This is a genomic window from Streptomyces sp. NPDC057702 (assembly GCF_042799315.1).
Classification (GTDB): domain Bacteria; phylum Actinomycetota; class Actinomycetes; order Streptomycetales; family Streptomycetaceae; genus Streptomyces.
In genome coordinates, this window is record NZ_JBHVJC010000030.1 from 70,551 (window position 1) to 90,981 (window position 20,431).

Genomic DNA, 20,431 nt, shown 5'->3' on the forward strand with positions numbered 1-20,431 from the left:
GGAGTGGTGACAGTGCGTGTGCGGCCGTGGTGCTCCTGGAGAGCACCACGGCCGTACTGTTGTGTGTGCAGGTATCACGAGACACGGAAGGCGGAAGAAGGCGACCCATGCTGGAGATCAAGACCCCGGAGCAGATCGCGAAGATGCGTGCGGCGGGGCTGGTCGTCGCGCGCGTGCACCAGGCGTGCCGGGAGGCGGCCGTCGTGGGCGCCACCACCAGGGACCTGGACGAGGCCGCCCGCAAGGTGCTCGCCGACGCCGGCGCGAAGTCGAACTTCCTGGGTTACGGGGGCTTCCCCGCGACGATCTGCACGTCCGTGAACGACGTGGTGGTGCACGGTATCCCCGACCAGGAGACGGTGTTGCGCGACGGCGACATCATCTCTATCGACGCGGGCGCCATCGTGGACGGCTGGCACGGCGACGCGGCCTTCACCGCCTTCGTCGGCGAGGGGCACGCGCCGGAGCTGCACGAGCTGAGCCGGGTCACCGAGGAGTCCATGTGGGCCGGCATCGCCGCGGTGCGCAAGGGCAACCGGCTCGTGGACATCTCCAAGGCCATCGAGGGGTACATCCGCCGCCAGCCCCGGCCCGCCTCCGGTCGGTACGGGATCATCGAGGACTACGGCGGCCACGGCATCGGCAGCGAGATGCACATGGAACCGCACCTGCTGAACTACGTGACCCGTAAGCGGGGCAAGGGGCCCAAGCTGGTGCCGGGCTTCTGCATCGCGATCGAGCCGATGGTGAGCCTGGGCACCGCCGCCACGCACGTGCTGGCCGACGACTGGACGGTCAAGACGGACGACGGTTCCTGGTCGAGCCACTGGGAGCACTCGGTGGCGCTGACCGAGGAGGGCCCGCTGGTGCTGACCGCGGTCGACGGCGGGGCGGCGAAGCTGGCGGAGTACGGCGTGAGCATCGCGCCGGATCCGTTGGCGTCGGCCTGACGGGGCGGGGCGCCGCCGGCGCGGTGGGCACGGGTTCCCGCGCGCGGTGGGGTCGGCCGTGGTGTGCGCGCCGCTGAGCGGGGCGTTGCTTAATGATCTCTACGTACGGGCAGAAGACCTGGATTCGTCTTTCCGGAAGCCCTGACGTAGACTGATGCGTCGGCTCTCGTATATCCGCGCGCCCGCACGCCGTCTCCCCCGGAGAAGGTCGCGAGCGCGTCCGCGTGTCGAGAGTTGATCAAGGTAGCCGATTCGAAGGGCGAAGCGTGGCCAAGAAGCAAGGTGCCATCGAAATCGAGGGCACCGTGATCGAGTCCCTCCCGAACGCCATGTTCAAGGTGGAGCTCCAGAACGGTCACCAGGTCCTCGCGCACATCAGCGGCAAGATGCGCATGCACTACATCCGCATCCTCCCTGACGACCGGGTCGTGGTGGAGCTGTCTCCCTACGACCTGACGCGCGGACGCATCGTCTACCGCTACAAGTAGATCTCGCTGCCGTCCCGCTCCCGTGGGGCGATGGCACGACCCGGAGAACCTCACACCCATGAAGGTCAAGCCGAGCGTCAAGAAGATCTGCGACAAGTGCAAGGTGATCCGCCGTCACGGCCGGGTCATGGTCATCTGCGACAACCTGCGCCACAAGCAGCGCCAGGGCTGACGCACGACCCCGCACCTCGCAGTACCTTCGCGCGACGCGAGCAACTCGTACATACGCAGTCACCCGTCCTCGGTTCCCGAGGGTGACACCCCCGGCGGAGGCCGGGGACCCGGCGACCGCCTCTTCGGAGGCCGGCCGGGAGTGGTGCTGCGGAAGACCTCCGCATACAACTGGAGCCAGATTTATGGCACGCCTCGCAGGCGTTGACCTCCCGCGCGAAAAGCGCGTGGAGGTCGCCCTCACCTACGTCTTCGGCATTGGTCGCACCCGTGCCCAGGAGACCCTGAAGAACACCGGCGTCAACCCGGACACCCGCGTGCGCGACCTGGCCGAAGAGGACCTGGTCAAGATCCGCGAGTACGTGGACGCCAACCTCAAGACCGAGGGTGACCTCCGTCGCGAGATTCAGGCCGACATCCGCCGCAAGGTCGAGATCGGCTGCTACCAGGGTCTGCGTCACCGTCGTGGCCTGCCGGTTCACGGTCAGCGCACGAGCACCAACGCCCGCACCCGCAAGGGCCCGCGTCGCGCCATCGCCGGCAAGAAGAAGCCGGGCAAGAAGTAGTCCGCACCGGACGCGCCGCGGTCCGGGAGTTCGCTCCCGGTTCCCGCGAGCAGTTCGCGGTCCGAGCTGTAGGACCGATCACCTCCACGGGAGTTCATCAGAATGCCTCCGAAGAGCCGTACGGCCGGCGCCAAGAAGGTGCGCCGCAAGGAGAAGAAGAACGTCGCCCACGGGCACGCTCACATCAAGAGCACGTTCAACAACACGATCGTCTCGATCACCGACCCCACGGGCAACGTGATCTCCTGGGCCTCCGCCGGCCACGTCGGCTTCAAGGGCTCGCGCAAGTCGACCCCGTTCGCCGCGCAGATGGCCGCCGAGTCGGCCGCGCGTCGCGCGCAGGAGCACGGCATGCGCAAGGTCGACGTCTTCGTCAAGGGTCCCGGCTCCGGCCGTGAGACCGCGATCCGCTCCCTCCAGGCCACTGGCCTTGAGGTCGGCTCGATCCAGGACGTGACGCCGACCCCGCACAACGGGTGCCGTCCCCCCAAGCGTCGCCGGGTCTGATCGACCGGCCGCGGGTTCCCACCCGCGGACACGCCCCGTCCCGGCGCACCGGCGCTACGGACGGTAGTGGTTCAACGGTTACGGGCGGTATGTCCCCGCGTTCTGCGACGTGGCGGCGTACCGCCCGTACCCTTGCAGTATCCGTCGGCATCAAATAGTGGGTGCCGAAGACTGGAGGCAACACCTCATGCTGATCGCTCAGCGTCCTTCGTTGACCGAAGAGGTCGTCGACGAGTACCGCTCCCGGTTCGTGATCGAGCCGCTGGAGCCGGGCTTCGGCTACACCCTCGGCAACTCCCTGCGTCGTACGCTCCTCTCCTCGATTCCCGGTGCGGCGGTCACGTCCATCCGGATCGACGGCGTCCTGCACGAGTTCACCACCGTGCCGGGTGTCAAGGAGGACGTCACCGACCTCATCCTCAACATCAAGCAGCTCGTCGTCTCCTCGGAGCACGACGAGCCGGTCGTGATGTACCTGCGCAAGCAGGGCCCCGGTCTGGTCACCGCCGCGGACATCGCCCCGCCGGCCGGTGTCGAGGTGCACAACCCGGACCTGGTCCTGGCCACGCTGAACGGCAAGGGCAAGCTGGAGATGGAGCTGACCGTCGAGCGCGGTCGCGGCTACGTCTCCGCCGTGCAGAACAAGCAGGTCGGCCAGGAGATCGGTCGGATTCCGGTCGACTCGATCTACTCGCCGGTCCTCAAGGTCACGTACAAGGTCGAGGCGACCCGTGTCGAGCAGCGCACCGACTTCGACAAGCTGATCGTCGACGTCGAGACCAAGCAGGCCATGCGTCCGCGTGACGCGATGGCCTCGGCGGGCAAGACCCTGGTCGAGCTGTTCGGTCTGGCGCGTGAGCTCAACGTCGACGCCGAGGGCATCGACATGGGCCCGTCCCCGACGGACGCCGCGCTCGCCGCCGATCTGGCGCTGCCGATCGAGGAGCTGGAGCTCACGGTCCGCTCGTACAACTGCCTCAAGCGCGAGGGCATCCACTCGGTGGGCGAGCTGGTGGCCCGCTCCGAGGCGGACCTGCTGGACATCCGCAACTTCGGTGCCAAGTCGATCGACGAGGTCAAGGCGAAGCTGGCCGGCATGGGCCTGGCGCTCAAGGACAGCCCGCCCGGATTCGACCCGACCGCCGCCGCCGACGCCTTCGGCGCCGACGACGACGCGGACGCCGGGTTCGTCGAGACCGAGCAGTACTAGCAGCTCGGGCTCACCTGTTCGACCGTCCCGGCCCCGCCGTGGCCGGTCGCACAGCTCCCCGCGCCCCCTCGGGGGCGCGGGTCTCCGACAGACGACCGTCTGCTCGGATACTGACACCGGTACCTCGTACGGCCGGTGCAGATCACAAGGAGAAACACCATGCCGCGTCCCACCAAGGGTGCCCGTCTGGGCGGCAGCGCCGCGCACGAGAAGCTGCTGCTGGCGAACCTCGCCACCGCGCTGTTCGAGCACGGTCGCATCAAGACGACCGAGGCCAAGGCCCGCCGGCTGCGCCCCTACGCGGAGCGTCTGGTCACCAAGGCGAAGAAGGGCGACCTTCACAACCGCCGTCAGGTGCTCCAGGTCATCACGGACAAGAGCGTCGTCCACACGCTCTTCACCGAGATCGGCCCGCGTTACGAGAACCGCCCGGGTGGCTACACCCGCATCACCAAGATCGGTAGCCGCCGTGGCGACAACGCGCCCATGGCCGTCATCGAGCTGGTCGAGGCGCTGACCGTGCAGCAGTCCGCCGTGGGCGAGGCCGAGGCCGCCACCAAGCGGTCCGCCAAGGACGCCGCCGGCGACCAGGCCGTCGCGGACCTCAAGAAGGGCGAGGCCGAGCAGGCCCCGGCCGAGGCCGCCGACGAGACCGAGGCCAAGGACGCCTGACACTCCTCCCGCCGTTGGCGGGGTGCGGGGTGACGGCTCCACGGACGGGCCCGTTCCAGATTCTCTGGGGCGGGCCCGTTCGGCGTAGACGAGGGATGTGGCGTGGATGAGGACTGCGAGTGAGTGACGAGGCGGCTCCCGGATGGGTACGGCTGCGGCTGGACCTGAGCTACGACGGCAGGGACTTCTCGGGCTGGGCGCGGCAGGCGGGCGGGCGGCGCACCGTGCAGGGCGAGATCGAGGACGCGCTGCGGACGGTGACACGCTCCACGCGGACGTACGAGCTGACGGTGGCCGGTCGTACGGACGCCGGGGTGCACGCGCGGGGGCAGGTCGCCCACGTGGACCTGCCGGTGGAGGTCTGGGAGGAGCACCGTGAGCGGCTGTCGCGCCGGCTGGCCGGGCGGCTGGCGCACGACGTGCGGGTGTGGCGGATCGAGCCGGCGCCGGCGGGCTTCAACGCCCGGTTCTCGGCGGTCTGGCGCCGGTACGCCTACCGGGTGACCGACCACCCCGGCGGCGTTGACCCGCTGCTGCGCGGCCACGTGCTGTGGCATGACTGGCCGCTGGACGTGGCCGCCATGAACGAGGCGGCCGGGCACCTGGTGGGCGAGCACGACTTCGCGGCGTACTGCAAGCGGCGCGAGGGCGCCACGACGATCCGTACGCTCCAGCGGTTCTCCTGGGAGCGGGGCGCGGACGGGGTGGTCACCGCGACCGTGCGGGCGGACGCCTTCTGCCACAACATGGTGCGCTCGCTGGTGGGCGCGATGCTCTTCGTGGGCGACGGGCACCGGCCGGTGGAGTGGCCACGGAAGGTGCTGGCGGCGGGCGTACGCGACTCGGCCGTGCACGTGGTGCGCCCGCACGGGCTGACGCTGGAGGAGGTCGGCTACCCGGCCGACGAGCTGCTGGCGGCCCGTGGTCGAGAGGCCAGGAACAAGCGGACGCCGCCGGGCGCGGGGGCCGACGCGGGCTGCTGCTGAGGCGGCGCGGGGTGCGGGCCGGGATGCCGGGCGGCTCTCGGGGCTCCGGCTCGGCCCCTCCCGGGCTATGCCTGCTCGGGCCGGGCTCGCGGACCCCGCCTTCCGGGGTGCTGCCTTCTGGGGCCCCGCTTTCGGGGTGCCGGCCGACCTGGGGCCCGGTCGCCCGGGGGCGGCCGGGCGGCGTCCGGAGCGGAAGGGGGTGCCCGGGCCGGCGGGCGGGCGCGGGGGAGTGCCCGCCCGCCGGCCCGGACGGTCTGGGTCGGCTCGGCGGCGCCCATCGGGGGGCGGGTGCCGGCGGGCCGCGCCCGGCGGTTTACGCGGTGCGCTTGGGGCAGGTCAGAGCGAGGTTGTTGGCCTTGGTGAAGTAGGGCCGTACGTCGTCGACGGCGGGGTAGAGGTCGGTCTTGTTGCGGTCGAGCACGTCGCCCAGGACGCGGCCGACCCGCAGGCTGGCGGGGCCGTCGGCGCCGGGCTGGAGGCTGACGTCCCAGACCGGGTCGACGGACTCCTTGCCGGCGCGGGCCGCGTGCACCTGCGCGTAGGAGAGCGTGAAGCGGAACCGGTCGGGGCCGAGCACGGTCACCGGCGCCGTGAGGGTCTCGCCGGCGGTGCGCGGCTTGGCGACCACGCGGGGGGCGCTCGCGCCGCTCTCGGTCAGCGCCGCGCCGTACAGGGCGCAGGTGACCGTCACTCCGGCGCTGTCGGCGTGCACCGTCTGCGCCTCGGCGTGGGCGTCGCGGTACCAGGCGCGCAGCGCGAGGAAGCCGTCCACGGTGGTGTACGGCACCCACCAGGTGAACGGGGTGCCCGTCACCGGCTGGGCCGTGAGCAGACCGCGTCCCTCGGCGTAGTGGCAGCTCAGCCGGCGCCGGGCGCCGTCGCCCCGGACGATGTGCAGGTCCCAGCGGCCCTCGGTGAGCCGGACCCGCTCGGGGTCGAGCGTGGCGGTCCAGGGGCCGCCCGGGGTGGTGGGCGGCTGGAGCGGGACGCGGTGGTGGTCGCCCTTGGCCCGTTCGGTCACGGTCAGCGCCAGCTTCGGGCCGTGTACGCCCGCGCCGCGTACGGCCAGGGTGAGGCGGGCCCGGTCGTCGGCCCGGCAGGTGGCGACCGGGCGCAGCGGGGGCTTGCGGACCAGGCTCTTGACGGTGCTCTTGAGGACCGAGGCCAGCGGCGTGCGCGGGGCGCGCGGGCCACTCGCGGGCCGCTGCTGGGCGACCGCCTGGCCGCGGGCCGCGTGCAGCTCGCCGATCAGCTTCTCGTACGCGGCGGCCACCCGCTCGGGGGCGTAGCGCTGGGCGGCGGCGCGGGCGGCCTGGCCCATCCGGCGGCGGCGGTCGTCGTCCTCGATCAGCGAGAGCAGGCCCTTGGCGATGGCGCCCGCGTCGCCGTTGGGCACCAGCAGGCCGTCCTCGCCGTCGGCGATGATCTCGCCGGGGCCGTGCGGACAGTTGGTGGCCACCACGGGGACGCCGCAGTGCATGGCCTCCACGATCGTCATGCCGAACGACTCCTCGCGGGAGGTGACGGCGGCGATCGAGCCCTTGGCCCACTCGGTCTCGATGGGGGCGTGCGGGCCCATGAGGGTGATGTGGTCGGCCAGCCCGAGGTCGTCGATCTGCTGGCGCAGCGCGGCCTGCTGCGGGCCGCGCCCGTACAGCCGCAGCTTCCAGTCGGGGTGCTCGGCGGCGACCGTGGCCCAGGCGGTGACGAGCAGGTCGTAGCGCTTGACGGGGATCAGCCGGCCGGCGGCGACGACCAGCTTGGCGGTGCCGTCGGAGGGCTCCACGTCGGTGGCGGGCACGCCGTTGGGCAGCGCGACCAGGCGCGTGTCGATGCCGGGCAGCTTGGCCCGGTGGGTGACGGCGTCGGCCTCGGAGACGGTGGTGTGCGCGTCGAGCCGGGCGATGGCCGCGTCGCAGGCGGCGCGCAGGGCGGGCTTGTGCGTCTCGTACAGCCGGTGTTCCTGGCCGATGCGCAGGTAGCCGCGGCTTCGGCCGCGCCCCGTGGCCGGGCCGCCGTCGCGGGAGCGGCCGAGTTCGGCCAGGTAGATGAGCAGGCCGGGGCGGGTCGCGATGACGACGTCGGCGTCGGTGGTGTCGAGGTAGGCGGCGATGCGCTCGTCGGTGAGCCCGTTGAAGTTCACCGTGCCGTTCGCCTCGGCGGCCGGGATGCGTGGGGTGATCTGCTTGAGCAGCGGGTTGCCCACGTCGCTGGTGCGGGTGCCCTTGCGCAGGTCGATCAGGTTGACGATGCGCACGGCGTCGTGCAGCGGGAGGCTGGTGGCCTCCTGGGTGCGCATGACGGAGACGATCTCCACCTCGTGGTGTTCGGCGAGGGCGCCCGCCACATTGAACGTGGAGCGGATCGTTCCGCCGATGCCGTACACGTTGTGCAGCAGAAATGAGATCTTCATGTGGACTTCACGTCGGACGAGTTGCGCCCGATGCGTGTTGCCTCCCCTCTGGCCTGGCCTGCCTCATTAGACGATCCGGAGTGGCGAAAGTTGCTTATGCATGCGGTGATATGCAATGGCCCACAATCACGGGTCGTGACACAACCTTCCGCCGCGTAGAGCGGTCCGCGCGGGCGACGCGCGGGCGCTTTACGCGGGCGCTCGCCGCGGAGGCGTACGGGCCGGGCCCGGGCGGAGCCGGGAGCGGTGTGGACGCGGGCGCGGCGGGCGGCGTGGGGGAGCGGGGGCGGGTCAGTCGCCGGGGGCCTTGGCCGCCGCGGAGGCCTGCGCGTTGGCGCGGGCCATGATCTGGCGGAAGGCGTGGTCGGCGATGTCGAGCCCGGCCTGGCGGGCTTTGGTGTCGGTGGTGGGCACGGCGCTGCCGTCGGTGTTGCCGGCGATGGTGAAGTAGCCGTAGCGGCCGATGGCGTTGCTGGTGGAGCGGCAGGCGGTGTTGAAGCAGAAGCGCTCGACGCCCTGGCCGGGCAGCGAGACCAGGAACGGGCCCGCCGCCTCCTTGGCCTTCTCCGCCACGGTCCGGGTGTCGAAGACGGCGATGCCGACGGTGACCGCGACCCCGTCCCGGGTGTAGGTGGCCCGCACCACCTGTCGGCAGCCGTTGCCGGTCAGCGCGGGGTACAGCTTCTTCTGCGCCACCGAGCCGCAGTCCCGCGTGCTCGCGGTGGCGCCCCTGGTGTAGTCCCGGCCCGCGACGGTGACCCGCTGGTCGGAGAAGAAGCCGGCCGCGGTGATGGGCGCCGTGTCCTTGGACCCGTCGGCGATGACCTGGAGCGGGCTGATCGGCGCGGGCGGCTGGACGTCGGAGAACGTCGGCTCGGGCTGGGCCGACTCGCTGGGCAGCTCGGCGGGGGTCGGGAGCTGGGAGGCGCCCTTGTCGTCGCCGTCCCCGCCGTCGTCACTCGTGATCACGGCGGTGGCGACGATGGCGGCGACGGCCGCGGCGGCCAGCGCCCCGCCGCCGAAGAGCAGCCACCTGCGGCGTCGGTCACGGGCCGCGTCGTCGGCGAGGGCCGACCAGTCCGGCGTGTGCGGCTCAGAACCCCCGGGCCCGTACGGCCCCCCTTGCCCAAAGCTCATGCCGCGCATCCTATGGGCACGTCGTGGTGGTCGGCCGGCGCGGTGGACGCGCCGGAAAACGGTTGGCCCGCGCTGGCGCGCGGCGGGGAGACTTCACGTATGGGACACGTCGAGGGCGCGCATCTGGAGTACTACCTTCCCGACGGGCGGGTGCTGTTCGGCGACGTCTCGTTCCGGGTGGGGGAGGGCGCCGCGGTCGCGCTGGTCGGGGCGAACGGCGCGGGCAAGACGACGTTGCTGCGCCTGATCGCCGGCGAGCTCAAGCCGCACGGCGGGAGCGTGACGGTCAGCGGCGGGCTCGGCGTGATGCCGCAGTTCGTCGGCTCCGTGCGGGACGAGCGGACCGTCCGTGACCTGCTGGTCTCGGTCTCCCCGCCGCGCCTGCGGGAGGCCGCGCGGGCGGTGGACGCGGCCGAGCACGCGGTGATGACCGTCGACGACGAGGCCGCCCAGATGGCGTACGCGCAGGCGCTGAGCGACTGGGCCGAGGCGCGCGGGTACGAGGCGGAGACGCTGTGGGACATGTGCACGATGGCCGCGCTGGAGGTGCCGTACGAGCGCGCGCAGTGGCGCCAGGTGCGCACCCTCAGCGGTGGCGAGCAGAAGCGGCTGGTCCTCGAGGCGCTGCTGCGCGGGCCCGAGGAGGTGCTGCTCCTCGACGAGCCGGACAACTACCTGGACGTGCCGGGCAAGCGGTGGCTGGAGGAGCGGCTGCGGGAGACGCCGAAGACGGTGCTGTTCGTCAGCCACGACCGGGAGCTGCTCGCCCGCTCGGCCCAGAAGATCATCAGCGTGGAGCCGAGCCCGGCCGGCAGCGACACCTGGGTGCACGGTGGCGGCTTCGCGACGTACCACGCGGCGCGCAAGGAGCGGTTCGCGCGCTTCGAGGAGCTGCGCCGGCGCTGGGACGAGGAGCACGCCAAGCTGCGGCGGCTGATGCTCATGTTCAAGCAGAAGGCGGCGTACAACGCGGACATGGCCTCGCGCTACCAGGCCGCGCAGACGCGGCTGCGCAAGTTCGAGGAGGCCGGCCCGCCGCAGGAGCCGCCGCGCGAGCAGGACATCCGGATGCGGCTGCGCGGCGGGCGGACCGGGGTGCGGGCGATCACCTGTCGCCAGCTGGAGCTGACCGGTCTGATGCGCCCCTTCGACCTGGAGGTCTTCTTCGGCGAGCGGGTCGCGGTGCTGGGTTCCAACGGCTCGGGCAAGTCCCACTTCCTGCGCCTGCTGGCCGGCGGTGACGTGGCCCACGGCGGGCAGTGGAAGCTGGGCGCGCGGGTGGTGCCCGGCCACTTCGCGCAGACCCACGCGCACCCCGAGCTGATGGGCCGCACCCTGGTCGAGATCCTGTGGCAGGAGCACGCCAAGGATCGCGGGGGCGCGATGAGCGCGCTGCGCCGGTACGAGCTGGAGAGGCAGGGCGACCAGCCCTTCGACAAGCTCTCCGGCGGCCAGCAGGCCCGGTTGCAGATCCTGCTCCTGGAGCTGGCGGGCGCCACCGCGCTGCTGCTGGACGAGCCGACGGACAACCTGGACCTGGAGAGCGCGGAGGCCCTTCAGGAGGGGCTGGCGGCGTACGAGGGGACGGTGCTCACGGTCACCCACGACCGCTGGTTCGCCCGCTCCTTCGACCGCTTCCTGGTCTTCGGCGCCGACGGCCTGGTCCGCGAGGTCTCGGAGCCGGTCTGGGACGAGGGGCGGGTGCGGCGCGCGCGGTGAGGCCGGCGTGGGCCGGTGGGCTGGCCCGGGTCGGTAGCCCGGCGCGCGGGGCGGGCCGGGCCGGGTCAGGGGGCGCGGGGCCGGGCTGAGCCGCGGTCGGCGGGCGGTTTTGACCCGGATGGGGGCGGGCCGGTATTCTGCCAGTTCGTTATGCGTATTGGCTTGCTCGATCTCACGTGAGGGGCCCTTACGCCGGTCCACCGGGCCGATGACCAGCGGCAGGCACTCGGGTTGCGTCCCCGGCGTGCGGCCATGGCTGTCGTGATCGTCCGGGTGGCCTTGTCAGGACCTCGTCCTTTTGATCCTCGCGGATCAGGGGCGACCCCATCACTGAAGAAGCGAAGGCTACGACCGTGCGTACGTACAGCCCCAAGCCCGGCGATGTCCAGCGCCAGTGGCACATCATTGACGCGCAGGACGTCGTCCTGGGCCGTCTGGCCACGACGGCCGCGTCCCTCCTGAGGGGCAAGCACAAGGCGATCTACGCGCCCCACGTTGACACCGGCGACTTCGTCGTCATCATCAACGCTGACAAGGTGCACCTGTCCGGCAACAAGCGGACCCAGAAGATGGCCTACCGCCACTCGGGCTACCCGGGTGGTCTGCGGTCCGTCCGTTACGACGAGCTGCTGGCGAAGAACCCCGAGAAGGCCGTCGAGAAGGCCATCAAGGGCATGCTTCCCAAGAACACCCTGGGCCGTCAGATGCTCTCGAAGCTGAAGGTCTACGCGGGCGCCGAGCACCCCCACGGCGCTCAGCAGCCGGTCCCGTTCGAGATCACCCAGGTCGCGCAGTAGTCCCGGCCACCCCCTAAGACGAAAAGAATCTGAGGAGCATCGTGGCCGAGACCACCGCAGAGACCCCCGTCGTCGACGAGGTCGTCGAGACGACCGAGCACATCGAGGACGTTCCGGTCGAGGAGTACACGAGCGAGTCGCTCGCGTCCCGCTTCGGCGACCCGCAGCCCGCCGCGGGCCTCGGGCGTCGCAAGAACGCCATCGCCCGTGTCCGCATCGTGCCGGGCACCGGCAAGTGGAAGATCAACGGTCGCACCCTTGAGGGCTACTTCCCCAACAAGGTGCACCAGCAGGAAGTCAACGAGCCCTTCAAGGTGCTTGAGCTCGACGACCGCTACGACGTCATCGCCCGCATCAGCGGCGGCGGCATCTCCGGCCAGGCCGGTGCGCTGCGCCTGGGCGTGGCCCGTGCGCTGAACGAGGCCGACGTGGACAACAACCGCGGCGCCCTCAAGAAGGCCGGGTTCCTCAAGCGTGACGACCGTGCGGTCGAGCGCAAGAAGGCCGGTCTGAAGAAGGCCCGCAAGGCCCCGCAGTACAGCAAGCGCTAATCTCGCGCAGAACGCTTCGCAGCGGTTTGCAGCGAGTCTCGCTGCGCTTCCAACGCCCCGGCGGCACCATTCGTGCTGCCGGGGCGTTCGGTTATGGACAACCAGGGGCGTATACCTGGACGTAAACCCTGGTTCATGTGACGTGATCTCGGAGGACACCAGTGGGACGACTCTTCGGTACGGACGGCGTGCGCGGTGTCGCCAACGCCGATCTGACGGCGGAGCTGGCGCTCGGCCTGTCGGTCGCGGCGGCGCACGTGCTCGCCGAGGCGGGCACGTTCGAGGGCCATCGGCCGGTGGCAGTGGTCGGACGTGATCCGCGAGCCTCCGGAGAGTTCCTCGAAGCGGCCGTGGTGGCCGGTCTGGCCAGCGCCGGCGTGGACGTCCTGCGGGTGGGCGTGCTGCCGACGCCGGCCGTCGCCTACCTGACCGGTTCGCTCGGCGCCGACCTCGGCGTCATGCTCTCCGCCAGCCACAACGCGATGCCCGACAACGGCATCAAGTTCTTCGCGCGTGGCGGCCACAAGCTCGCCGACGAGCTGGAGAACCGCATCGAGGAGACCTACCGCGCGCACGCCTCCGGGCAGCCGTGGGACCGCCCGACCGGCGCCGGCGTGGGTCGGGTCACCGCGTACGACCAGGGCTTCGACAACTACGTCGCGCACCTGATCGGCGTACTGCCCAACCGGCTGGACGGGCTCAAGGTCGTCATCGACGGGGCGCACGGCGCGGCGGCGCGGGTCTCGCCCGAGGCGTTCGCGCGGGCCGGGGCCGAGGTCATCACGATCGGCACCGACCCGGACGGCCTCAACATCAACGACGGCTACGGCTCGACGCACCTGGCCAAGCTGCGCGCCGCCGTCGTCGAGCACGGCGCCGACCTGGGCGTGGCCCACGACGGCGACGCCGACCGCTGCCTGGCGGTGGACGGGGCCGGCGCCGAGGTGGACGGCGACCAGATCCTGGCCGTCCTCGCGCTGGCCATGCGTGACGCGGGCACGCTCCGCAAGGACACCGTGGTGGCCACCGTCATGTCCAACCTGGGCTTCAAGCTGGCCATGGAGCGCGAGGGGCTGTCCCTGGTGCAGACGGCGGTGGGCGACCGGTACGTCCTGGAGGAGATGAAGCGCAGCGGTTTCGCGCTGGGCGGCGAGCAGTCTGGGCATGTGATCGTCCTGGACCACGCGACCACCGGCGACGGCACCCTGACCGGCCTGCTCCTGGCCGCGCGGGTCGCCGCCACCGGGCGTTCGCTGGCGGACCTGGTGGGCGTGATGGAGCGGCTGCCGCAGATCCTGATCAACGTGCCGGACGTCGACAAGTCGCGCGTGGCCACCTCGCCCGAGGTGCGGATCGCGGTCACCGACGCGGAGCGTGAACTCGGCGCCACCGGGCGGGTGTTGCTGCGTCCCTCGGGTACCGAGCCGCTGGTGCGCGTCATGGTCGAGGCCGCCGACATCGAGCACGCCGGGTCGGTCGCGGGCCGGCTGGCGGACGTGGTGAAGTCGGCCCTCGGCTAGCCGGGCCCGCCGTGGCGCCCCGCCGAAGCCGTACGACCCGAACCCCGGAACTCCCCCCCAGGAGTACCGGGGTTCGGTCGTGGGTGGCCCTCCTAGGGAAGAACCCCGACGCGCACGGGGGCGTGTGGGGGTGCGGGGGTCGGGGTGGGGCCAGGGGCGGCGTAGTACGGCGGGCTGATTCGCGGTCGCGAGGCGCTCGCCACCATGGGGGACGTACGCATCTGCCGTCCGTTTCGGGGAGTACCGCATGAGCGCCCACACCCAGCCTGACCGCGCGTTTGACCGTGAGCCTGACCGGGTGCGCGGGGGTGGTGCTGAGCGCGTTCGCGAGGGTGGGGCCGACCGGCGCGTCCGCGCGGGTGGGTCCGGCCGTGCGGGCGGGGGTGCGGGGGCGGTCGAGCTGACCGGGCGTCAGCGTGTCGCGGGGGTCGGCTCTGGTTCCGGCTCCGGCTTGGGGGGTGGTGGCCTGTCGGGTGGTCGGTCCGGTCGGCCTCGGCGCCGGGCTCGCGCCGTGGTGGCCGCCGCGCTGGCCGTGGGGCTGGGCGCCGTGGTGCCACTGACCGCCGGGCCGGCGTGGGCCCGGGAGGGGGCCGCCGCCGGCCCCGAGGCGACGTCGGCGCACGTGCGGGCCGGTTCGCCGGCGGCCTCCGTGACGGACGGGCCCGACGTCGCGGCGCTGGAGGAGGCGTTGCGCGGGCTGCCGAGCTCGGAGGCCAGCGCGGCGCTGGTGCGGGTGGGGGGCGACGGCACCTGGCGGGGGAAGGCCGGGGTGCGTGATCTGGTCAGCGGGCGCGGGGCGCTGTCGGACGCCCGGTTCCGCGCCGGGTCCACGACCAAGGTGGTGACCTCGGCCGTCGTGCTGCAACTGGCCGCCGAGGGGCGGCTCGACCTGGACGGCACGGTGCAGGAGTACCTGCCGGGGCTGCTCTCGGACGCCTTCGAGCCCATCACGGTGCGCCATCTCCTGACGTTCACCAGTGGGCTCCAGCCGGGCGCCGATCTCGGCCCGACGGACGGCGAAGGGTACGAGCGCCGCTTCGAGACCCTGACGCCGCGTGCGGTGGTGGCCGCGTCCGTCGCCAAGGGGCCCTATGTCGGGGAGGGCGAGGGGCCGGGCAGGAAGCAGCGGTACGGCAACATCGGCTACACCGTCCTCGGCCTGCTCATCGAGAAGGTCACGGGCGACTCGTACGCGCACCAGGCGACAGTGCGGGTGCTCCGACCCGCCGGGATGCGGCACACCTCGTTCCCGGCCGGGTCCGACCCGCGCATCCGTGGCCCGCACCACCGGGGCTACCAACTGCTGCGGGACGGCAGGTTGGTGGACGCGACGGAGTGGAACGTCTCGGACCGGTGGGCGGCCGGCGACATGATCTCGACCACCGCCGATCTGGAGCGGCTGATTCAGGCGCTGTTCCGCGGGAGGCTCGTGCCCCAGCCGTTGTTGGACCGGGAGATGTTCACGCTGCCGAAGATCAAGGGCGCCACCTACAGCGCGGGGCTCCAGCGGTTCGTGGGGGAGGACGGCACGGAGGTGTGGGCCAAGTCCGGCGCGCGGCCCGGGTACGCCACCGCCATAGCCGCGACCCGGGACCTGACCCGCACCCTCGTCTATTCGGTCAACGCGACCAACGCGCACGCGGAGTTGAGTCCGGTCGGCGCTCGCGTCATCCGGGCCGTCTTCCCGCTGCCGCTGTAGCGACCGGGGGCGTGGCGGGATCGCCTGGGAGGGGGCCCTCGCGGGCGGGGTGAGTCGTCGCCGCGCAGGTCGGGGCTGGTGGCGCGGGGGCCGGGGTCGGGTGGCGGCGGGGTTGCGGCGCGGTGGGTGGGCGGAGCGTGTGAGATGGGCGTGGTGTGGAGGGAGCTGACGGTACGCCAGTGAGCGGGGCGGCGTGAACCGGTGCCTTGGTGGAGGGCCGGGAAAGTTCGGATGGAACAAACTCTTGACCGCGCTCTGACAATCAGTATGGTCTAGACCAAGCAGGCGGCGTGGGGTCGCTTCAACGGCCGACGACCCGTGCCCCCACACCCGGTCGCCATCTCAGACGCCCGCGATCCCGCGCCTCCTGCGTACGACACCTGCCCCCACGGTAGGCCCCCCACTGTAAGGAGCCCCACGATGCACGGTAAGAAGAAGCTGGCTGTCGCGCTTGGCGCGGCCATCGCGCCGATCCTGGCCGTCAGCCTGCCCTCTGGCTCGGCCAGCGCCCACGGCTACATCAACTCGCCGCCCAGCCGGCAGGCCCAGTGCGCGGCCGGCGACCTGCCCTGCGGGCCCATCAAGTACGAGCCGCAGAGCGTGGAAGGCCCCAAGGGGCTGCGGAGTTGCAGCGGCGGCAACGCCGCCTTCGCCGAGCTGGACGATGACAGCAAGGCCTGGAAGGTCACCCCGGTCAGCCGTACCACCAGCTTCAACTGGCGCCTGACCGCCCGCCACGCCACCAGCACCTGGCAGTACTACGTGGGCGGCAACAAGATCGCCGAGTTCAACGATGGCGGCGCTCGGCCCGGTGAGACCGTGACCCACCAGGTCAACTTCGGTGGCCTGTCCGGCAAGCAGAAGGTGTTGGCGGTGTGGAACGTCGCCGACACGCCCAACGCGTTCTACGCCTGCGTGGACGTGAACGTCAGCTAAATCCGGACCGGGCACGGCGGCACCGCACGCCGGCGCTCTCCGCCTGATCCGCCCCGCGCCGCGGCACGGCGCCGGGCGGGTCGCCGGCGGCGTCCCCGGAGCGCCGGGGTGAGTCGGCGACGGACGGCACCACTACGGCGGGGGCCGCCGTCCGACGCCGTCGCCGGGCCGCCGTGCCCACCTCCGCTCCGGCGGAGGTCCGGTCGGAGCTGGCGGGAGCCGGCCCACGGGGGACGACTGGCGGGAGCCGGCGCGTGGGTGTGCGCGGGTCGGGGCGTGAGCGGGAGGCGGCGGTGCCTGGGCGAGTGACCGGGGTGTCGCCGGGCCCGGCGGGCCTCAGCCGATCTTCGGCGGCGTGTCCGCGAGGGCTGTCACCTGGAGCCGGCCCCAGTCCACGACGCGGTCGAAGCGCAGAGTGGCGGACCGGGTCTCGGCGGGCGGGGTGACCTTCAGGTTCCCCGCGTGCACCGCGTCCGTGCCCGACTGGGTCCACGCCAGGTCGGCCCAGGCCGAATCGCCGGACTCCACGCGTACGTTGGTCTTGCCCGGGTCCTTCGCGTACCAGGTCGAGCCCCACTCGGTCTTGGTGACGAGCGGCTTGTGCCCGGTGTTCTCCAGGCCGAGCCCCGGGTAGCCGCGCAAGATGCAGGTGTTCTTCGTGGTGTTCTCGAACCGCAGGTAGATGCCGGCGTGGCTCATGCCGCTGCGTGCGCCGTCGGGCACGCCGCCCTTGTCCAGCGTGACCTTGAGGCCGGCGAGCTTGCAGGTGGGCGTGGCAGCCGCGGTGGACGCGCCACGATCGGCGGTCGGGTGGCCGGCCGCACCCGCGCTGCTCGCGGTCAGGCCGGCGACTAACAGGGCCGCGGCCAGGGTCGCGCCCCCGGTGACGGCCGCGCGGGTGCGCGGGGTGTGCCGTGCTGCGGTGCTGGTGGTGCGGGTGCTGTGCATGATGGGTTCGGCCCCTCCTCGTACTGACCCGGCGTTGTGCGCGGGATGTGCGGATGGCCGCGAGTGCGGCATCCGTACTAGAGGTGACCCGAAGCGATGGCCTGTGGATGGGTCCGCTTTCAGCCATGAACCAGGCGGTGGTGTCGGCCCGGTCGAACGGGCGGGCCGGACGGGACGGCCGCCGTGGTGGCCGTCCCGTCTCCGCGCTGCCGCTCAGGCGCTGCGGCGCGGGGCGTGTACGTCGTCCGTGTCGGGCCTACAGCGCCGGCCCGTAGTCGGTGCAGGTGGGCCTGAACCGCGGGTCGTTGGGGCCGAGCGCGTTGACGACGTGTTGGACGGCCGGCCCGTCCACGAACATCCCCACGTGGCCGACCGGGTCCGCCGGGCACTGGTCCTGGAGGGTGATGTTGCGGACCGCGTCGCCGGTGAGGAAGGCGTGGGTGTACGGGGTGACGACGGCGTCCCGGGTCGTCTGGAGGACCACGTACCGCACCCCGGGCACGGTGTCGCCGTCGGCGAAGAGATCGCGCTGGAAGCGGGAGTCGACCTCCTGCTGTGTGAGCGCGGGCAGGCCGACGAAGTCGAAGAGGTCGTTGACGAAGCCGATCAGGCCCAGGGCCCGGCCGAGGTGGGTCAGGCCCGAGAGCGTGGTGCCGTGGTTGCTCGGCGACAACGCGACCAGGGTGCCCACCTTGCCGGCGCCGCCCAGTCGCTTGAGGTAGTAGTGCGGCATCATGCCGCCCTGGGAGTGGCCCACGAGGTTGACCTTCGGCGCCCCCGTCGCGGCCAGCACCCGCTCGACGAAGGCGCTCAACTGCCGGGCTGAGGCCGGGATGTCGGCCAGACCGCCGACGCGGCCGAGCGAGAGGTGGTTCATGCCGTAGTTCAGGGCGAAGACGCAGTGGCCCGCGTTGGCGAGAGTGGGCGCGATCTTCGTCCAGTTCGCGCCGAGGTTGACGCCGGTGGCGTGGACGAGGACGACGGGGTACGGGTGCTCGGCGCTCGGCCGGCACCGCCAGTCGTTGGCGCCCGCCACGGCTCCCGGGCTGGCGACGAAGTTGCGTACGGCCTCTGCCAGGCCGCCCACCGGATGCCTGGTTTGCCCGGCTTGTTGCTGGGCGACCTGTTGCTGTGGCGCGCGGGTGGCTGGTTCCGCTCGGTGTGCGGGTTCGGCCTGGGCCGGGCCGGCGATGGAGAGGGGCGCCGCGCCGAGGCACAGTGCCATGCCGACGGCGGTGGCCCAGCGGCGTACGGGGCGTCGTGGCCGGTGGCGGTCGAGGGTCTCGGTCATGGGTGGGGTTCCTCCGAGGGGGAGAGCGCCGACTCGGACCAACCGTGGTCCGGTCGGGCCCTGTGGGGGTGTGCCGAACGGCGCGCGTGAGCGTGCGAGGGCACGGGGACCTGGCCGGCCGGCGGGCGCGGGGCCCGCCCCCGGCAACGGCACGGTTCGTCCTGCGGGCGTGCCTGACCTGGGGTGGTGGGGTGTGGTGCGTGGCGCGCGGCGTGTGGTGTTCGGCTGGTGCGTGTGGTCTTCGGCGCGGTGTGGGAGGTGGGTGCGGCGAGAACCTGGCGTGGGGCGTGGGGTGGCTTCGCCTGGGGTGTGGGGGCGGTTTCGCGGATGGCGCTGCCGGTGGGTGGGGGCGGGGTGGTTCCGAGAGGGCTTCGCAGGTGGGTGGGGGTGTGGCTCTGGTCGTGAGTGCGGGGCGGTTTCGCCTGGGATGCGGGCGGGTCTGGTTCGTGGTGCGTCGCCTTTGGCGCGAGGGGTGGGTGCGGGCTTCCGTGGGGGTGGGGGGATTCCGTCGGGAGCGTGGTGTGGGGGTTCGCCTGGGCGCACGGTTCCTGACGGGGCGGGGCGGGGCGGGGCGGCGCGGCGCGTGGGCGTTGCGGGGCGTTGCGGGTGCCGGCGGTGGTGCGGGGTGTGGGGCGCGGGTGTTGCGCGGCGGTGCCGGTGGCGCGTGGGTGCGCGCGGTGTCGTTGCTGGCCACGACCCGAAGGGGGCGCGCTCAGCGTGTGTTACCTGACGGTAAGTCTGCGGTCGCGCGCATGACAAGAGTCGTGCGTCGAGCGGGGCTCCACACGGAGCGGGCCCGCTGACGCCGGACTGGCCCGTCCGCGCGGGGGGCGTTGCGGGTGTGGGTGGCTCGCGGGGGTGGGCTATTCGTAGGGGCGGCCCGAGCCGCTGCGGGTGTGGGCTCACGGGGGTGGGTGACCCGTGGGGCCGGGGCGCTGTGGGTGGGGGCTCACGGGGTGGGTGATCGTGAGGCGGGCCGGGCTGCGCGTGGGTGGCCCACTGGGGTGGGCGGCGGTGGGGGCCGGGTCGCGCGTGGGGGCTCACGGGAGTGTGTGGCCTGTGGGGGGCGAGGCCCGTGGGGTGCGGTTGTGGCCTACGGGGGTGGGTGGCCCGTGGGGCCGGGTCGCTGCGTGGGTGACTCGCGAGCGGCCTGTTCGGTGAGTTCGGGGAGCCGGTCGAGCCCAGGCGCTGGCGAGCGGGGTGCGCTGCCCGGCGTACGCAGGGTGGGCGATCAGTGGGGCCGGGCCGGGTCGCTGTGTGGGTGACTCGTGGGGATGTGTGACCCGTGGGGGGCGCGCGCCAGGCGGCTCACAGGGGGTGAGCCGAGCGTGGGGGTGGGCTGGGCCGCCTGGGGATGGCTTAGGGGAGTGCGTGGCCGTGGGGGCCGGGTCGCTGCGTGTGGGTGACTCGCGGGCGTGGCCCCAGGCCGCGCGTGAGGGTCACTGGGTGGGTGGCTCGTGGGGGTGGGCCGGGTGGTGCGCCGGTGGATCACGGAAGTGCGTGGCCGGTGAGGCGAGCCGGGTCGTGCGTGGTGCCTCAACAGGGGTGGGGGACCCCGTGGAGGTGGGCCGGGTCGCGCGTGGGGGGCTCACGGGAGTGCGTGGCCCGTGGGGTGCGGGCCGGGGCGCGGTTGTGGCCTTACGGGGGTGGGCGAGCTTCGGAGTGGGGCGGGTCGTGTGTGGTGGGGGTGGGTGGTGTCGGGGGTGGGGCGGTGTGCCGCGTGTGTGGCGTGCGGGGTGGGGCCGCGCGTTCTTGCGTATGCGTGGGTGGGGGGCGGTGCGCGTGTGGCGTACGGGGTGGGTCGGGGTGTTGTGGGTGGTGCGTGTGCGGTGCGCGCGCAGAGGTGGGGCGCTGTGTTTGCGGCGTACGG

At 72.5% G+C, this 20,431-nt stretch carries 18 protein-coding genes; 14 read left to right on the forward strand and 4 right to left on the reverse strand.

Annotation, left to right across the window (positions count from 1 at the left end; all coding sequences use genetic code 11):
* The first annotated feature begins 107 nt into the window (after positions 1 to 107).
* The 8 genes from map to truA all read left to right on the forward strand — a co-directional run bounded on the left by map (position 108) and on the right by truA (position 5,550).
* Positions 108 to 950, forward strand: coding sequence for a type I methionyl aminopeptidase (gene map / locus ACFVFR_RS22925; protein WP_383704602.1), 843 nt, complete (start codon positions 108 to 110; stop codon positions 948 to 950).
* A 266-nt stretch (positions 951 to 1,216) separates the two neighbouring features.
* The gene (gene infA / locus ACFVFR_RS22930) at positions 1,217 to 1,438 is read left to right on the forward strand and encodes a translation initiation factor IF-1 (protein WP_030262853.1); all 222 of its coding nucleotides are present in this window, start codon (positions 1,217 to 1,219) and stop codon (positions 1,436 to 1,438) included.
* 58 nt (positions 1,439 to 1,496) lie between these two features.
* Positions 1,497 to 1,610: a 50S ribosomal protein L36 gene (gene rpmJ, locus ACFVFR_RS22935; protein WP_003956441.1), complete on the forward strand. Its 114-nt coding sequence runs from the start codon at positions 1,497 to 1,499 to the stop codon at positions 1,608 to 1,610.
* A gap of 184 nt (positions 1,611 to 1,794) precedes the next feature.
* Positions 1,795 to 2,175, forward strand: a complete 381-nt coding sequence (gene rpsM / locus ACFVFR_RS22940; RefSeq protein ID WP_176163520.1) for a 30S ribosomal protein S13 — start codon at positions 1,795 to 1,797, stop codon at positions 2,173 to 2,175.
* Between the two features lie 102 nt (positions 2,176 to 2,277).
* A complete protein-coding gene (rpsK, locus tag ACFVFR_RS22945) occupies positions 2,278 to 2,682 on the forward strand; it encodes a 30S ribosomal protein S11 (protein WP_009715860.1) in 405 nt (134 codons plus the stop codon).
* A 187-nt stretch (positions 2,683 to 2,869) separates the two neighbouring features.
* A complete protein-coding gene (locus ACFVFR_RS22950; RefSeq protein ID WP_144380962.1) occupies positions 2,870 to 3,892 on the forward strand; it encodes a DNA-directed RNA polymerase subunit alpha in 1,023 nt (340 codons plus the stop codon).
* A 159-nt stretch (positions 3,893 to 4,051) separates the two neighbouring features.
* The gene (gene rplQ / locus ACFVFR_RS22955; protein WP_383704606.1) at positions 4,052 to 4,564 is read left to right on the forward strand and encodes a 50S ribosomal protein L17; all 513 of its coding nucleotides are present in this window, start codon (positions 4,052 to 4,054) and stop codon (positions 4,562 to 4,564) included.
* 119 nt (positions 4,565 to 4,683) lie between these two features.
* Positions 4,684 to 5,550, forward strand: a complete 867-nt coding sequence (truA, locus tag ACFVFR_RS22960) for a tRNA pseudouridine(38-40) synthase TruA (protein WP_383704608.1) — start codon at positions 4,684 to 4,686, stop codon at positions 5,548 to 5,550.
* A gap of 313 nt (positions 5,551 to 5,863) precedes the next feature.
* On the opposite strand, the gene ACFVFR_RS22965 is transcribed toward truA, so the two are convergent.
* On the reverse strand, positions 5,864 to 7,963 hold the full coding sequence (locus ACFVFR_RS22965; RefSeq protein WP_383704610.1) for a glycosyltransferase: 2,100 nt from the start codon (positions 7,961 to 7,963) through the stop codon (positions 5,864 to 5,866).
* A gap of 291 nt (positions 7,964 to 8,254) precedes the next feature.
* Complete coding sequence (locus ACFVFR_RS22970; protein ID WP_383704612.1) at positions 8,255 to 9,100, reverse strand: hypothetical protein; 846 nt, start codon at positions 9,098 to 9,100, stop codon at positions 8,255 to 8,257.
* A 99-nt stretch (positions 9,101 to 9,199) separates the two neighbouring features.
* Between ACFVFR_RS22970 and ACFVFR_RS22975 the strand changes: the two genes are divergently transcribed.
* The 6 genes from ACFVFR_RS22975 to ACFVFR_RS23000 all read left to right on the forward strand — a co-directional run bounded on the left by ACFVFR_RS22975 (position 9,200) and on the right by ACFVFR_RS23000 (position 16,322).
* On the forward strand, positions 9,200 to 10,819 hold the full coding sequence (locus ACFVFR_RS22975) for an ABC-F family ATP-binding cassette domain-containing protein (protein WP_383704615.1): 1,620 nt from the start codon (positions 9,200 to 9,202) through the stop codon (positions 10,817 to 10,819).
* Positions 10,820 to 11,172: 353 nt separating this feature from the next.
* Complete coding sequence (rplM, locus tag ACFVFR_RS22980; protein WP_383704617.1) at positions 11,173 to 11,616, forward strand: 50S ribosomal protein L13; 444 nt, start codon at positions 11,173 to 11,175, stop codon at positions 11,614 to 11,616.
* A gap of 41 nt (positions 11,617 to 11,657) precedes the next feature.
* Positions 11,658 to 12,167, forward strand: coding sequence for a 30S ribosomal protein S9 (rpsI, locus tag ACFVFR_RS22985; RefSeq protein ID WP_383704619.1), 510 nt, complete (start codon positions 11,658 to 11,660; stop codon positions 12,165 to 12,167).
* 161 nt (positions 12,168 to 12,328) lie between these two features.
* A complete protein-coding gene (glmM, locus tag ACFVFR_RS22990) occupies positions 12,329 to 13,687 on the forward strand; it encodes a phosphoglucosamine mutase (protein WP_383704622.1) in 1,359 nt (452 codons plus the stop codon).
* Positions 13,688 to 14,225: 538 nt separating this feature from the next.
* Complete coding sequence (locus ACFVFR_RS22995) at positions 14,226 to 15,386, forward strand: serine hydrolase domain-containing protein (RefSeq protein ID WP_383704687.1); 1,161 nt, start codon at positions 14,226 to 14,228, stop codon at positions 15,384 to 15,386.
* A 420-nt stretch (positions 15,387 to 15,806) separates the two neighbouring features.
* Positions 15,807 to 16,322, forward strand: coding sequence for a lytic polysaccharide monooxygenase auxiliary activity family 9 protein (locus ACFVFR_RS23000; protein ID WP_383704624.1), 516 nt, complete (start codon positions 15,807 to 15,809; stop codon positions 16,320 to 16,322).
* 336 nt (positions 16,323 to 16,658) lie between these two features.
* Here the strand turns inward: ACFVFR_RS23000 and ACFVFR_RS23005 are convergent, their stop codons facing one another.
* Both ACFVFR_RS23005 and ACFVFR_RS23010 read right to left on the reverse strand, forming a co-directional pair.
* Positions 16,659 to 17,270 (reverse strand): DUF4232 domain-containing protein, encoded by a 612-nt coding sequence (locus ACFVFR_RS23005; RefSeq protein WP_383704626.1) that lies wholly within the window; start codon positions 17,268 to 17,270, stop codon positions 16,659 to 16,661.
* A gap of 256 nt (positions 17,271 to 17,526) precedes the next feature.
* Positions 17,527 to 18,561, reverse strand: a complete 1,035-nt coding sequence (locus ACFVFR_RS23010) for an esterase/lipase family protein (RefSeq protein WP_383704628.1) — start codon at positions 18,559 to 18,561, stop codon at positions 17,527 to 17,529.
* Positions 18,562 to 20,431 lie beyond the last annotated feature (1,870 nt).

Excerpts from the sequence above, each read along its gene's own strand:
- rplQ (WP_383704606.1), top strand. The coding sequence starts at position 4,052 with ATGCCGCGTCCCACCAAGGGTGCCCGTCTGGGCGGCAGCGCCGCGCAC.
- ACFVFR_RS22970 (WP_383704612.1), bottom strand. The coding sequence starts at position 9,100 with ATGAGCTTTGGGCAAGGGGGGCCGTACGGGCCCGGGGGTTCTGAGCCG.
- rpsK (WP_009715860.1), top strand. The coding sequence starts at position 2,278 with ATGCCTCCGAAGAGCCGTACGGCCGGCGCCAAGAAGGTGCGCCGCAAG.
- ACFVFR_RS22965 (WP_383704610.1), bottom strand. The coding sequence starts at position 7,963 with ATGAAGATCTCATTTCTGCTGCACAACGTGTACGGCATCGGCGGAACG.
- ACFVFR_RS23005 (WP_383704626.1), bottom strand. The coding sequence starts at position 17,270 with ATGCACAGCACCCGCACCACCAGCACCGCAGCACGGCACACCCCGCGC.
- ACFVFR_RS23000 (WP_383704624.1), top strand. The coding sequence starts at position 15,807 with ATGCACGGTAAGAAGAAGCTGGCTGTCGCGCTTGGCGCGGCCATCGCG.
- map (WP_383704602.1), top strand. The coding sequence starts at position 108 with ATGCTGGAGATCAAGACCCCGGAGCAGATCGCGAAGATGCGTGCGGCG.
- ACFVFR_RS22950 (WP_144380962.1), top strand. The coding sequence starts at position 2,870 with ATGCTGATCGCTCAGCGTCCTTCGTTGACCGAAGAGGTCGTCGACGAG.
- rpmJ (WP_003956441.1), top strand. The coding sequence starts at position 1,497 with ATGAAGGTCAAGCCGAGCGTCAAGAAGATCTGCGACAAGTGCAAGGTG.
- rpsM (WP_176163520.1), top strand. The coding sequence starts at position 1,795 with ATGGCACGCCTCGCAGGCGTTGACCTCCCGCGCGAAAAGCGCGTGGAG.
- ACFVFR_RS22975 (WP_383704615.1), top strand. The coding sequence starts at position 9,200 with ATGGGACACGTCGAGGGCGCGCATCTGGAGTACTACCTTCCCGACGGG.
- ACFVFR_RS23010 (WP_383704628.1), bottom strand. The coding sequence starts at position 18,561 with ATGACCGAGACCCTCGACCGCCACCGGCCACGACGCCCCGTACGCCGC.